Origin of the sequence: uncultured Marinobacter sp. (assembly GCF_947259545.1) — a bacterium.
Taxonomy (GTDB): Bacteria; Pseudomonadota; Gammaproteobacteria; order Pseudomonadales; family Oleiphilaceae; genus Marinobacter.
In genome coordinates this window covers 20467-34161 of record NZ_CAMYMK010000006.1, presented here as the reverse complement: position 1 = coordinate 34161, position 13695 = coordinate 20467, and the positions used below count along the sequence as shown (strand labels likewise).

Here is a 13695-nt window from a genome sequence, read left to right as displayed (position 1 = left end):
ACACCCGCATCATCAGACATCAAGGTCGAGTCGCGAAAAGACCGGTTCTCCCGGGTAGCCATCGGCAACCATGTCCTGGCTGGCCTGAAACTGGCGGATGGCGGAACGCGTAGCCGGCCCCAGGATGCCGTCGGGTTCGCCGCTGTCGAAACCGTTGTCATTCAGCGCCTGCTGCAGGGCCAGGATGTCCGCTCTGGACAGGTTCGGCTGGTCTTCCGGTGGCGGGTTCTGCAAGGCGCCGGCACCGGCGATCCGATCCGCAAGGTGGCCCACGGAAATGGCATAGAACTCTGAGCGGTTCCAGCCCATGATCACGCGGAAGTTTTTGTAGGCAAGAAAGGCCGGCCCCCGATGGCCGGATGGCACCACCAGCGCAGCCTTGATCGGTTCGTTGGCCAGAGGTTTGCCAAAAGCGTCGGTAACCCCGAGTTCATTCCATTCGTCCAGTGTCAGCCGACGGCCATCGGCCAGTTCATAATTAAAGCTGTCCGGCAGGATCACTTCCCGTCCCCAGCGATAGTCCCCGTCCCAGCCCAGGTCCTGAAGAAAATGGCCGGCGGACATCATGGCGTCCGGCAGGCTGTTCCACAGGTCGCGCTTGCCGTCGCCATCGGCATCCACCGCATGCTTCAGGAACACCGTTGGCATGAACTGGACGTGGCCCATGGCACCGGCCCAGGAACCTTCCATCTGTTCGGCGGGGATGGCGCCTTCATCAATAATCTGAAGGGCCGCCGTGAGCTGTTCAGTGAAAAAGCGGCTCCGCCTTGGATCGCAGGCCAGGGTCGCCAGTGAGCTGGGTACCGACATTTTTCCGAAGTAGGTACCAAAGTTGGTCTCCAGGCCCCAGAACGCCAGCAGATAGGGGGCTGGCACACCGGTTTCCCGGGTGACATCGGCCAGCAGTTCCCGGTGCTCCTGCAACAGGGTCCGCCCCTTGCTGATCCGGTCGTCGTTGACCCGGCGGTTCAGGTAATCCGCAAAGGTGGTGGTGAACTCCGGCTGCCGGCGATCCAGTTCGATCACCCGGTCCAGGTGCTCCACCTGCGCGAGTACCGTACTGGCGGTTGTTTCCGTAACACCGGCGTCAATGGCATGGGCCTTGAGGCGGCTGAGGCATGCCTGAAAATCGTCGGTGGCGTCGGTATTGGAGGATGCCGGTAGTGAAAAAACGGCAAGAATGCCGGTCACTGAAAGGCAACGGAGAATCCTTTTGCCGGGGGTAGTCCCTGATTGTTTCTTAAGCACGCAAAACCTCGGTGTGAAAAGCGGTTGGTGAGGTGTCCGATAAGTATCAGCCGGCCCATGTTAGCCTTTTTTTTACCAACAGAAATACCGGTTTGGGCCTCTAAGGGTGACAATTCTTTAACTCGCCAGTTCCTTTGCAGGTGAATTGTGGTGTTTTTGTAGCATGGAGGTTCTTCGCTGCCTGCTTTGTTCTATAGTTTGGTCGTACATTCCCTGTGGTTGGTCGCGAAGAAGGTCGGGAAACATGGCAACGCTGAAGGCGCTGGTCGTTGATGACGCCAGCTTTGTGCGGGATCTGGTGAAACGAACAGTACGCCAGCGTTTCCCCGTTATTGAAACAACCGAAGCCCAGAACGGTCGCCGGGCCCAGTCACTGATGTCCCGTACCGTGTTTGACCTGATCCTCTGCGATTGGGAAATGCCGGAAATGTCGGGTCTGGAGCTCCTGCAATGGATGCGACAGCAACCCCAGTACGAGAAAGTACCCTTTATCATGATCACCAGTCGTGGCGATAAGGATCATGTGGTTGAAGCGGTCAGAGAGGGTGTGTCGGAGTACCTTGGCAAGCCGTTCAGCCCCGATGGGCTCAGCAAGAAGATTATCAAGGTGATGGGCCGCAAGCTGAAGGACGTGATGGACCGGAGTGGCAAGTCCATGGAGGGGCCGGCCGATGCCTTCAAGGAATCCGCCGCCCTGCTGACCCAGAAGCGCGAGGCGGCACCGGCAACCGCGGTGCCGGACGTCCGACCGGCGGCCTCGCCATTGCTTAAGGCGGGGGGCGGAGGTGTCGAGAAACCATCGGCTTCACGGGGCGCTATGAGTGTGGCGTCGGTCCGGTTCGCCGACCATACCCTGAAATCGGTGGTCAAGGACATTAACCTGACCGAGGTCAGGGTCATCGCCAGGCGTGACCAGCAATTCCCGGGCATTCTTGACCAGGCGGTCGTGGATATCGAGATTGCAGAGGGTCAGATGGCCAGGCTGAATGGCTATGTCCATCAGTTGCAGGCGGTCGACAAGCGGCAGGATACGGACTTTGTCAGCGTCACCATCCGCTTCGTTGATGAGGACCCGAAAAAAATGGAAGAGCTGTCCCGCTTTATTGCCCGTTTCCGGGCCGGCAGCCGCTGATCAGGACACCTTCTCGGGCACCCGCTCCACCAGCCTCTCCCTTGGGAAATGGCAGATAAATTCGCTGCCTTCGCCCATCCGGCTGCGAATTTCCAGGTTTCCATCGTGGTTCAGCAGGACATGTTTGACGATGGCCAGGCCCAGGCCGGTACCGCCGGTTTCCTTGTGGCGGCTAGGGTCAGCGCGGTAGAAGCGTTCCGTCAGGCGGGGAATGTGTACCGGATCGATTCCAATACCGGTATCCCGGACCGACAGATGGGCACCTTCGCGGTTCGCGCTCCAGGTGATGGTGATATGACCTTTCGCCGGTGTGTACTTCACAGCATTGAACACCAGATTGGAGAAGGCGCTGCGCAGCTGGCTTTCATCGCCTTTCAGCAGCCGTTGATCGGTGATGTCGACGCTGATGTCATGCTGTTTATCCCCGCTGAGGGCACTGGCGTCGTGGCAGATCTGTCGGAGCAGGGCTTCGACATCGGTCACGGTGTCATTGAGGGTTTGCTCCCCGGTTTCAATTTTTGACAGCAGTATCAGGTCGGTAATCAGGGCTTCCATACGCGAGGACTGCTGCGCCATGGTGTTGATGGCTCGCTGCCACTTGGGAGGAAGCTCGTTGGCACTGTCCACCAGGGTTTCGAGGTACCCGCTGATCACAGTCAGGGGCGTTCGCATTTCGTGGGATACGTTGCCCACGAAATCGCGCCGCATCTGTTCCAGCTGGTAAAGCCGGGTGACGTCTTTGGCGACGATCAGGCGGTCATCATCTCCGAACAGGCTGATCTGTATCTGCAGGCGGATGTGCGGTTTGGCCGGTGAATGGATCTCCAGGGACTCCCGGTAATCCCGGGCATCAAAATAGGCCTTGAACGCCGGTGTGCGTATCAGGTTATGAATATACTGGCCCCGGTCAGTGTTGCGACGGAATCCCAGCAGGTATTCGGCAGAGCCATTCCACCATTCCATGGTGCCACTGGCGTCGGTCATGATGACACCGTCACGCATGGCATTGGTGGATTCCTGCACCCGGTTGATCCGGGCTCTCAGCTGGTCTTGCAAGCGCAGGTGGTTCTGGTGCAGTTTGTGGACACTGTCAAAAATGTCACCCCACAAGCCCACACTCTGGGGTGCCTCGCTGGTGCCTCCGGGATTGCCAAGCCACCGAAAAAGTCTTTTGGCCTGAACCAGCGTCCACCAAAGATAGCCGATCAGGCCGGCGGTTAATCCGTATATCGGGTAACCAAAGAACGCTCCGGCAGCGGTGCAGACGATCAGGAACCCAATGATCAGGCGCAGATGTCGTGACCAGTTGTGTTGCATGCGGCAGCCTTAAGGTTGAAGTGGCACCAGGTGCCCGCCGGTTATGCGGCCCGGGTGGAAAAGCGGTAGCCGGCGCCACGGACAGTTTGAATCAAATGGTCATATTGGTCGCCCAGAGCCTTGCGCAGGCGGCGAATGTGCACGTCGACCGTGCGTTCTTCCACATAGACGTTACCACCCCAGACCTGATCCAGTAATTGTGAGCGAGTATATACCCGTTCCTGGTGGGTCATGAAAAATTGCAGTAACCGGTATTCGGTGGGGCCCATGGTGAGGGCGCCCGCTTCCGTGGACACGCGGTGGCCGATGGGGTCGAGGGTCAGGCCTTCCACTTCGATCGGGTCGTCGACGCCGGGTGGTGTGGTACGGCGCAGTACGGCTTTGAGGCGGGCGACCAGTTCCCGTGGTGAGAAGGGTTTGGTGATGTAGTCGTCGGCACCGACTTCCAGACCCTGGATCTTGTTATCTTCCTCGACCTTGGCGGTCAACATGATGATGGGAATGTCGGCGGTGGCCTCTTCTTTTTTGAGGCGTCGGGCCAGTTCCACGCCGCTGGTGCCGGGGAGCATCCAGTCGAGCAGGATGAGATCGGGTTGTTTGTCGACGATCAGGGCATGCGCTTCGAGGGCGTCCGATGCCTCCAGATAGTCGTAGTCCGCCATTTCGAGGGCCACGGCGATCATTTCGCGGATCGGGGCTTCGTCATCGACGATCAGGACAGTTTTTCCAGTCATGAGCATTAACCTGTATCAGACCTAGTATTGTTGCTGCTTCATTACAACGTCCCAGTGTTACAAGTATATGACACAAACTGTTTTGGCATGGGAGTCTGTGCCGGAGTGGGCCGGGCCTCCACAAACACGCCGTGAACCCATCCATGGGGGCTCCGCATTGCCATCCATGGCAATGCAGGGTTTGTGAAGCCCCGCCCCAATCCAGCACGTAGACCGTGTGCGGGCCTTCCGAGATTTATCGTACGAGCAGGTCAATCACCAGCCCGGTAAACACCGCAAAGCCCGCCCAGTTGTTGTTCAGGAAGGCCTTGAAGCAGCCCTCCCGCTCGCGGAACCGGGCCAGGTACTGTTGATAGCCGAACAGGCCTGCCATGGCCACTACGCCCAGGTAATAGATAATGCCCAGCTCCGCCTGACCGCCGACCATCACCAGGATGATCACCACCAGCGCCTGGAGGAAGCCGATGATGGCGCGGTCGGCGTCGCCGAAGAGGATGGCGGTGGATTTGATGCCGATTTTCAGGTCGTCGTCACGGTCGACCATGGCGTAGAGGGTGTCGTAGGCCACGGTCCAGAGGACGTTGGCGGTGAACAGCAGCCAGGTCAGCTGGGTGATTTCGTTGGCCTGTGCCGCCCAGGCCATGGGGATGGCCCAGGAGAAAGCGGCGCCCAGGAATAGCTGGGGCAGATGGGTGTAGCGCTTCATGAAGGGGTAAATGAAGGCGAGTACCACGCCGCCGAAGGAGAAGTACAGGGTCAGCGGGTTAGTGAACAGCACGACCATGAGAAAAGCCACCAGGGAGAGACCGAGGAACAGGGCAACGGCTTCCCAGGCATCAATGCGACCGGAGGTCAGGGGTCGGTCTTTGGTGCGCTTGACGTGGCGGTCAACCTTGCGGTCGGCGAAATCGTTGATGGCACAGCCGGCGGCGCGCATGAGGAATACGCCCAGGGTAAAAATGATGAGGTTGCCGATATCGGGGGCTCCCTCTGCTGCCAGCCACAGGGCCCAGTAGGTGGGCCAGAGCAGGAGCAGGCTGCCGATGGGGCGGTCCAGGCGCAGCAGCTTGGCGTAATCGGCCAGACGGCTCTGGATATGGTCAGGCATGGTATTCAGCAGCATAGGGCGTGTCCGGGTTGTGATTTGCTGGCTTGGGTCTGTGCGGGGATTATAGCCAGCGGTGGCCGGGGGATTAAAGGCCGGTTTCAGCCGCAGAAGCGTGGCAGGAAGTATTCGCCCACCAGCAGGGCCTTGTCGCCGCTGTAGAACCGGGAGCGTCGTGCAACCGGCGGTTGTGCCGGATGGCGGGTGTGGCAGATGCCGGTTTCGAACGGGCCTCGTTGCCACAGGGGATTGCTGAACAGCCAGGCGCCAAGGGGTTTGCGACCAAGATGGCGGAGGCATCGGCCAGAGCCGGCGAGGGTTGCCAGGGGGATGATGGTGCGAGCCAGGACCCAGGGCTCTCCATCGCCGCACAGACAGACTTCCCGGACCCAGGCGTACTGGCGTTCCGGAATGTTCAGGGTGCAGGCCTCCTCCCGGGTTGGCAGGGCAAAACCTTCGCGGGTGACGTCCACGTGGAAGGAGTGGGCGCAGCGTACCTGCAGTTCCCGCGTCAGTGATCCTTCCACCTGCAGCCAGTAACGGGCCGGCCCATGCACTGTGGGGTTGCGCAGCCCGGCAGCGGCCAGCGACCGGTACCAGTCTGTGGGGGGGATGGTCAGGGCATCTGCCTGGTAATTAAAGCCCTTTAACGGCATAAATCCCGGGGGCGTTGCGCCAGTAACCTTTGTAGTCCATGCCATACCCGAACAGGAAACGGTCTTCCACTTCCAGCCCGGTAAAGTCGGCTTTCAGGTCCGGGCGGGCCTTGCGATCGTGTTGCTTGTCGACCAGAACGGCCGTCAGCACTTCCTTGGCGCCGTGGGCCAGGCAGTAATCAGCAATGGCGCACAGGGTGGTGCCCTCATCCAGAATGTCGTCCACGATCAGCACCGTGCGGTCCTGCATGTCCGCGTCCGGGCTCAACTTCCACTCGAGGATGCCGCCAGTCGTCTCCTGCCGATAGCGGGTGGCATGAAGGTATTCCGCCTGGACAGGAAACTTCAGCAACGGCAGCAGTTGTCCGGTCAGTATGAGGCCTCCGTTCATCACACAGAACAGCAGTGGATTGCTGTCTTTGAGACGGTCAGTGATGGTGTCTGCCAGGGCGCGGATGGCATCCTGTACCTGCTGTTCACTGACCAGGCAATCGGCTTCGCTCATTACCTGGTTCATTTCGGCGACGGTATCGGGCATAGCGGTCGGATCCTGTCGTAAAACGGGCGATTATACCGGAGGAGGAGGGCGGAAGGGAGGGGCAACGCCATTGCATCGTGATGGGTATTTGTTGCTATTGGCAGAAAAACCGCCGACTCACTGTCCTGAGTGGCATTGGTCAATTGTGGAGGGGTGGGTATGATGGTGGCCCGATATGAGTAATAGGCAGTTGCTACAAAAACTTGCGTGCATGATTGTCTGACAATTATCATTGCACCCTGACAAAAATTGCGGAGAGAGATTATGAAAAAGTGGCAGTGTGTGGTGTGTGGCCTGATCTATGACGAGGCAGAAGGCTGGCCGGAAGACGGTATCGAGCCGGGAACCAAGTGGGAAGACGTGCCGGAAGACTGGGTGTGCCCGGATTGCGGTGTTGGCAAGGAAGACTTTGAAATGATCGAGATTGGTTAACGCCAGCACTCATATTACAGGTTCAATTTAAACGGAGAACAGGAATGACTACAGAAGCCCCTATCGTTATCGTGGGTACCGGTCTGTCGGGTTACTCACTGGCCAGGGAAATCCGTAAGCAGGACAAGGAAATCCCCATTGTCATGGTGACGGCCGACGACGGCTTCAGTTATTCCAAGCCGATGCTGTCTACCGGATTTACCAAGGGCAAGGAAGCCGACGAGCTGGCCCAGGCCACGTCCGAGGCAATGATCGAGCAGCTCAACCTTGACCTGCGGACCTACACCACGGTGACCGGCATTGACACCGAGGCCCATGAGTTGGTGACTGGTGACGACCGCATCCAGTACAGCAAACTGGTGCTGGCCTGGGGGGCGGATGTGATCAGGCTCTCGATCGACGGTGACGGTCAGGAGCACGTGTTTTCCATCAACGACCTGATGGATTACCGGGCATTCCGCAAAGCGCTGGCTGGCAAGAAGCGTGTGGCCATCATGGGGGCCGGCCTGATTGGCTGCGAGTTTGCCAATGACTTGCGCAATGGTGGCTACGAGGTGGATGTCATTGCACCTTCGGACACATTGATGCCGGGTCTGCTGCCAAAACCGGCGGCCGAGGCGGTCAAATCCGCCCTGACGGATCTCGGGGCACGCTTCCATCTGGAAACCGTTGTCGATCGGATTGATCGTGAGGGTGATGGTGTGACATTGGCACTGGCCAATGGCGAAACCCTCCAGGCGGATCTGGTCATCTCTGCTGTTGGCCTGCGTCCGAGGACCGGTCTGGCAGAAGCTGCGGGTCTTGAGGTCAATCGGGGTATCATGGTGAATCGGGCCCTGGAAACATCGGCTCCGGACGTTTTCGCCCTGGGCGACTGCGCAGAAGTGGACGGCCATGTGCTGCTGTATGTCCTGCCTCTGATGGCTTGTTCGCGGGCGTTGGCAAAGACCCTGACCAGCGAGCGCACGGAAGTGGCCTATGGCACCATGCCGGTGATGATCAAGACGCCCTGCTGCCCTACCTCTGTCTGCCCGCCGCCATCCGATGCCGAGGGTGAATGGGAGCTGGAGCAGGATGGCAATAACGTGAAGGCCCTGTACAAGGCCGCGGATGGCACCGTACTGGGTTTTGCTGTCACGGGCAGTTACGCCGTGGAGAAGCAGGCTCTGTCCAAGGAAGTGCCGCCGATTCACGAATAAGCCTGTTGCGAAAATGGCTCGCTTGGGGTAGAAATCCATTCGTGAGCTAACGAATCAACAGGAGTAGGCATGCTTGAAGTAACCAGAAAGCTGGTGGATCTTCTGGATCTATCGCCAATCGGGGACGATCATTTCCAGGGTGACAGTGAAGACCTTGGTTTCCCCAATGTGTTTGGCGGCCAGGTGCTGGGGCAGGGGTTGATGGCAGCCAGTCGCACGGTTGAAGGCCGGCTCCCCCATTCCCTTCATGCCTACTTCCTGCGCCCCGGTAATCACAGCATGCCGATCGACTACGAGGTCCAACGTGTACGGGACGGTGGCAGTTTTTCGGTACGGCGGGTGATTGCCCGTCAGGGCGGCAAGGAAATCCTGACCGGTTCGGTATCCTTCCAGGTGGCGGAGGAAGGCTTTGAGCATCAGCTCGACATGCCTGAGGCGCCGGATCCGGACACCCTGAAATCGGAGCAGGAATACGGTGAAATGCTGGCCCCCCACGTCCCGGAGCGTTTTCGGGATAGCCTGACCCGTGACAGACCGATCGAGATCCGGCCAGTGGACCCGGTCAATCCGTTCAAGCCGGAACCCCGCCCGCCCCACAAGCAAAGCTGGTTCAAGACCCAGGGTCACCTGCCGGATGACCCGGTGCTGCATCGTTGTCTGTTGACCTATGCCTCGGATTTCGCTTTCCTGGGGACTTCCCTGAATCCCCATGGCGTTACCTTCATGAGCAAGAACATGCAGGTGGCGAGCCTTGACCATGCCATCTGGTTCCATCGGGACTTCCGCATGGATGAGTGGTTGCTGTACGACAAGGACAGCCCCAGCGCTTCGGCTGGTCGCGGATTCAACCGTGGCAACTTCTTTAACCAGAAGGGTGGGCTGGTGGCCTCTACCACCCAGGAGGCGTTGATTCGCAAGCGCTCCCGCTAACGCCTCGTACTAGCTTGATGAGCTAACCCGACGGGGCACCGGTGTCAGCCAAGCTTGCGGCTGGTAGCGGGCAGCGCGTGGCCAGTGGTTAGCCATTCAAGCATTTCATCGATGGGTAGCGGTGGTGTCAGCCAGTAACCCTGGATCATGTCGCAACCCATGGATTCCAGAAGTTCCGCAGTGCCTTCGTCCTCAACACCTTCCGCGACCACCTTGTAGCCCAGCGAGTGGCACATATCGATGGTGGTCTGCACAATGACGCGGTCACCGGGATGGGTGGCGATGTCGGTAATCAGGGAGCGGTCGATCTTGATCTCACTGGCCGGCAGCTGCTTGATATAGGATAACGAAGAATACCCCGAGCCAAAATCGTCAATCGACACCGGGAATCCGGCCGAGTGCAGGGAATTCAGGGCTTTCAGGGAGTTCGCCGGATCCTGCATCATGGACGTTTCGGTTACCTCGAGCGTGAGGGCGCCACGGTGGTTGTGGTAGCTGTTCATCAGCTGTTGCACAAACGTCGGGAAATCCGGCTCTCTCAGGTTGTTCGGGGAAATGTTAACCGAAATATCCAGTGGCCAGCCCAGTTCCAGCAGCTGACTCCTCAGTTCCAGGGACTGTTCCAGTACCCAACGTGTCAGGGGCTTGATCAGTCCGGTTTGTTCGGCGAGGGCCACCACTTCATCTGCACCTATCGGTAATTGCCGACATGGCCAGCGTATCAATGCTTCCAGTCCAATGACGGCATGGGTTGCCAGGCACAGCTTGGGTTGCAGGTGAAGTGTCAGTTTGTTTTTCTGCAGGGCCAGCCTCAGTTCAGATGCCAGCGTCAGCCGGTCCGCGCTGTAGGAGTCCCGGGTGGACTGGTAGTAAGCCAGGCCGCGATCGCGGGCTTCATTGGAATCCTGTGCAATGTGGGCGCGACGTATCAGGGAGTTGGTGTCCCGGGCATGTTCGGGGTAGAGGGCCGTGCCGATCTGTGGGTCCAGGGGGAGCTGCATGCCCAGGTACTCAATCGGCTCCCGCAGTTCCTCCAGGCCCTGGATAATGGCCCGTGGTGCCGTGCTGAGGAGGGTGACGTCCACGACGAATCCGAACGTGCCGGTTTCCAGTGAGGCCAGGTAGACAGAGCGCTGGGCGGTTGTTTCTATGGCCTGTACTCCGGGTACTTCCTGCACAATGCTGTGATAACGGGTCGCTGCCAGTTCAAGCAGGCGATCGGTATTGCGATGACCAAGGGTTTTGGTGATGGCCTGAAGGTTGTTCATGTGAATCACCGCGATGGCGTACTGGTGATCCGGAATGCGGGTGATGAGGTCGTTGATGGCCATCTCAAAACTGGTGCGGTTGGGCAGGCTGGTTAACGGGTCATGGAGTGCCAGGTTCATCAATCGCAGTTCCGCCGAGCGTCGTGCGGCCATCGCCCTGAGCTCTGCCTCCCGGGCGTGGAGCTTGTCTTCCCGTTCGTTGTAGAGCCGTTTTGCCAGGGCGATGGTTAACAGAATGGCCTCAAGGGCCGAGCCTACCTGCATGCCGTAAGTCGTTAGCCAATTGGTCGGCAACAGACCGTATTTGTTGGACGCGGTCAACATGGTGCCAATGATCAGCAGCCCCCAGGCAAAGGTGTAGTAGCCGGCCTGGGGGTTGCGTTTCATCCACTGTACGGGGCCGATGATAAAAAGCAGCAGGAAGCCAGACAGCGCCAGGGCCACCGATGATTTTATGGAGGTATTGAACTCCAGTATGAAGGTGCCGAGGATAGCCAGCAGGCTCAGCCCACTGATGAACTGCAGCAGCAGATCGGTTCTGGGTGCAGTATTGCGAAGACGCAGGAACGAGCGTGCAAACAACATCGCGAACAGCACTGCCATTGGCACGGCGATCAGCATGGTCTGATTGTGCAGCCAGGGATTGTCTGGCCAGAAGACCTGATACGTCACCCCTCGAAGGGTGGCCATCAGAAACAGATAGCTGAAGGTGGACAGCACGTAGAACAGGTAGGTGGCTTCCCGCAGGGTCAGGAAAATAAAAAGGTTAAAGAAAATGGTGGTGACCAGAACGCCGTAATAAAGGCTGTGCAGTCGATCCTCGGTGGTGAGGGCGTCGAATAGTGCATTCTGCTCCCAGAGCTTGACCGGTACCTGGTGTGCGCCACTGGTCCGGACGGAGAGCAGTATTTCGTAATCGACTCCGGGTTCCGTGGTATAGGGGATCAGGAAGCTCGGGTGGGAGAGTGGTCGTTCCGAGAACGGCAGGTGGTCCCCGGTTTTCACCGTTCGGACGATCTGCCCGTTAGCCAGCAGGTAAAAGTCGACGTAGTCCAGTTGAGGGTAGCTGATCTCCAGCACCTGATTGCCGGGTTCGCTGCTCAGGGACATGCGATACCAGTAATTGTCGGTCACGTAGCCGAAATTCGGCGTATCTTCCGCCAGTGATTGCCAGTCCGGACGGTCGAGGAGATCCATCAGAGCGTCGCCCTCGACCGCCGGAGCCTTCAGATAGGCAATGGATGGTTGCGGTAGCGGGGAAGATGCCGATGGGGCTGCCTGGGCAGCGGCAGCCATGATGATCGACGCGCCCACAAGGGCGAATAGCAGAACAATAGGACGCACAAAATACCAAGTTTGTTATGTTTGTTTGCTGCAGTATGGCGTCAGCCCGGCCTTCGCTCAAGACCGGAAACGGGGAAATCCGGTGAGCTTCAGGTTCAGGCCGCTGAACTACAGGGTAGTGATCCAGTCTCTTGTCCAGGGCAGGGCTTCCAGTTCCGGCTCCGTTGTTTCCAGCGCATCTATCCGCAAGGTATCACCCACTTTCCTTGCTGCGGTTTCGTACAGCGCCTCTTCCAGTAATTCTCCAGCGCCGCAGAAAGTGTCTCCGTAGGAGCTGTCACCCAGCACGATAACGCCGAAGGGACGCCCCGGTTGTTGGGGGAGTTGCTCCCGCAGAGCCAGATAAAAAGGCAGCAGGTTGGGGGGCACCTCACCCTGACCGGTGGTCGAAGTACAGACCAGCAAGGCATCGTTGTTGCCGGTGATATCGTCGAGTGCCGGGTTCTCCAGGACAGTCACCGTATGGCCCGCGGGCTCTAGTTCCTTTTTGATTGCCCTTGCGGTCATCAGGGCCCCGCCGTAGACGCTGCCGACCAGAATTCGTATTGCTGTCATGATTCAACCTGTTCATCACTTTGGCGCACGATCATAGCGACTGGCTGGCGTCGTCTCAAGGTCAGGCGGGTGAGCTGGCTTCGTTATCCGCCTGGTGAGGCCGTACCCGTGGTGCGATCTGGTTCCGGCCTGCATCTTTTGCGCTGTAAAGATGAATGTCCGCCTGTTTCAGCAGTTCATCCACAGAACCCGCCTTGGCGATCGAGCAAACCCCGGCGCTGATCGAGACAGGAAGCCGTTGTCCCCGGAACATGAATTCGGTTCTGACGACCTCGACTCGCAGGCGCTCGGCCAGGGCGAGCGCCTGCAACAGCGATGTATCAGGCAGCAGCAACAGGAATTCCTCGCCGCCCCAGCGGGCAGCAATATCGGACTGGCGGATGATCCGGCGCATGAGTGCGGAGAACGTCTTCAGTGTTTCGTCTCCGGCATGGTGGCCATAACGGTCGTTAATGCCTTTGAACAGATCCAGATCGATCAGGGCAATGGAAAAATGATGCCCCGACCGTTCGTAGCGGGAAAACTCGGCGTCCAGTCGGTGTTGCATCTCCCGGCGGTTGGCGAGGCCGGTCAGCTCATCGGTGCGTGCGGCGTGCTCATGGGCCCGGGCCAGCGCCACCAGCTCGTTTCTCGCTTTCAGGCGGCTGGCCTCAAGCACAAAACAGAGTATCGATTCGAAGGTCAGCGTGGAAAAGAAGCGGATCTTGAAATCCGTGGTGTATTCGGCGGTGACCATGGGCAGTTCGGGGAAGCGAAAAACCACGATAGCGACCAGGTAGAAAACGGACAGAATGACCGTCCCTGTTTTCAGGCTGGTCAGGTAGAACAGCAGGGGCGGAAAGACATAGAACCATAGAGGGCCGGTATTGCTCTCACCGCCTGAGGCAATGAGGTAGGAAAACAGCACGCCGACCGTGGTGATCAGCCCGGTTTTTTGTAGTGTCCGGTTGCCGGTATGGGCAAACCACAGCATGTTTGCCACTAGGGGAGCGGCAAACGCCCACAAGATTGTGGCGTGATAGTAGTGGCTGGCGAACCAGGCTTTGGTGCCGATGCCGGCGAGGAACACAATGGCCATGAGGGACAGCCAGGTCAGGATCCGGGATATTCGGAGTTCCTCGGTCTCCTCAACGCCCTGTTGGCTGGAAGTGGTCAGGTCGTTCATTTAGGCCTTGATTGCTATTTTTGTATTTTTGATACCTGTTACGGGCGATTATGGGCGAAGTTAGCGGGAATT

Annotated in this window: 13 protein-coding genes; 4 read left to right on the top strand and 9 right to left on the bottom strand. The window is 58.6% G+C overall.

Translation table 11 applies throughout. The features are described 5' to 3' along the window. Positions 1-12: 12 nt before the first annotated feature. Positions 13-1182: a lytic murein transglycosylase gene (locus Q0Y21_RS07310; protein ID WP_297793413.1), complete on the bottom strand. Its 1170-nt coding sequence runs from the start codon at positions 1180-1182 to the stop codon at positions 13-15. Between the two features lie 310 nt (positions 1183-1492). On the opposite strand from Q0Y21_RS07310, the gene Q0Y21_RS07305 reads away from it, so the two are divergent. After that, positions 1493-2380, top strand: a complete 888-nt coding sequence (locus Q0Y21_RS07305; protein ID WP_297793199.1) for a response regulator — start codon at positions 1493-1495, stop codon at positions 2378-2380. Here Q0Y21_RS07305 and phoR read toward each other — a convergent pair whose 3' ends face one another. The 5 genes from phoR to Q0Y21_RS07280 form a co-directional block, all read right to left on the bottom strand. Continuing rightward, entirely contained in the window at positions 2381-3697 is a 1317-nt protein-coding gene (gene phoR / locus Q0Y21_RS07300; RefSeq protein ID WP_297793196.1) for a phosphate regulon sensor histidine kinase PhoR, read from the bottom strand. It lies immediately after the preceding gene. A 41-nt stretch (positions 3698-3738) separates the two neighbouring features. After that, complete coding sequence (gene phoB, locus Q0Y21_RS07295) at positions 3739-4431, bottom strand: phosphate regulon transcriptional regulator PhoB (RefSeq protein ID WP_297793194.1); 693 nt, start codon at positions 4429-4431, stop codon at positions 3739-3741. A gap of 235 nt (positions 4432-4666) precedes the next feature. Beyond that, the gene (gene ubiA / locus Q0Y21_RS07290) at positions 4667-5554 is read right to left on the bottom strand and encodes a 4-hydroxybenzoate octaprenyltransferase (protein ID WP_297793192.1); all 888 of its coding nucleotides are present in this window, start codon (positions 5552-5554) and stop codon (positions 4667-4669) included. An 83-nt stretch (positions 5555-5637) separates the two neighbouring features. After that, positions 5638-6192 (bottom strand): chorismate lyase, encoded by a 555-nt coding sequence (locus Q0Y21_RS07285; protein ID WP_297793410.1) that lies wholly within the window; start codon positions 6190-6192, stop codon positions 5638-5640. Continuing rightward, positions 6173-6730 carry a hypoxanthine-guanine phosphoribosyltransferase gene (locus Q0Y21_RS07280; RefSeq protein ID WP_297793189.1) on the bottom strand — a complete coding sequence of 186 codons (558 nt, stop codon included), beginning with the start codon at positions 6728-6730 and terminating at the stop codon, positions 6173-6175. Before Q0Y21_RS07280 ends, Q0Y21_RS07285 begins: the two co-directional genes overlap by 20 nt. Before the next feature lie 264 nt (positions 6731-6994). On the opposite strand from Q0Y21_RS07280, the gene Q0Y21_RS07275 reads away from it, so the two are divergent. From Q0Y21_RS07275 to Q0Y21_RS07265, 3 genes are all read left to right on the top strand, one after another. After that, entirely contained in the window at positions 6995-7162 is a 168-nt protein-coding gene (locus Q0Y21_RS07275) for a rubredoxin (RefSeq protein ID WP_008173532.1), read from the top strand. 44 nt (positions 7163-7206) lie between these two features. Further along, complete coding sequence (locus Q0Y21_RS07270; RefSeq protein WP_297793186.1) at positions 7207-8361, top strand: FAD-dependent oxidoreductase; 1155 nt, start codon at positions 7207-7209, stop codon at positions 8359-8361. Between the two features lie 69 nt (positions 8362-8430). Next, positions 8431-9291, top strand: coding sequence for an acyl-CoA thioesterase II (locus Q0Y21_RS07265; RefSeq protein WP_297793183.1), 861 nt, complete (start codon positions 8431-8433; stop codon positions 9289-9291). A gap of 44 nt (positions 9292-9335) precedes the next feature. Here the strand turns inward: Q0Y21_RS07265 and Q0Y21_RS07260 are convergent, their stop codons facing one another. The 3 genes from Q0Y21_RS07260 to Q0Y21_RS07250 all read right to left on the bottom strand — a co-directional run bounded on the left by Q0Y21_RS07260 (position 9336) and on the right by Q0Y21_RS07250 (position 13623). Further along, positions 9336-11903 (bottom strand): EAL domain-containing protein, encoded by a 2568-nt coding sequence (locus Q0Y21_RS07260; protein WP_297793181.1) that lies wholly within the window; start codon positions 11901-11903, stop codon positions 9336-9338. A gap of 108 nt (positions 11904-12011) precedes the next feature. Continuing rightward, positions 12012-12458, bottom strand: coding sequence for a flavodoxin (locus Q0Y21_RS07255; protein WP_297793179.1), 447 nt, complete (start codon positions 12456-12458; stop codon positions 12012-12014). A gap of 61 nt (positions 12459-12519) precedes the next feature. After that, the gene (locus Q0Y21_RS07250) at positions 12520-13623 is read right to left on the bottom strand and encodes a GGDEF domain-containing protein (protein WP_297793176.1); all 1104 of its coding nucleotides are present in this window, start codon (positions 13621-13623) and stop codon (positions 12520-12522) included. Positions 13624-13695 lie beyond the last annotated feature (72 nt).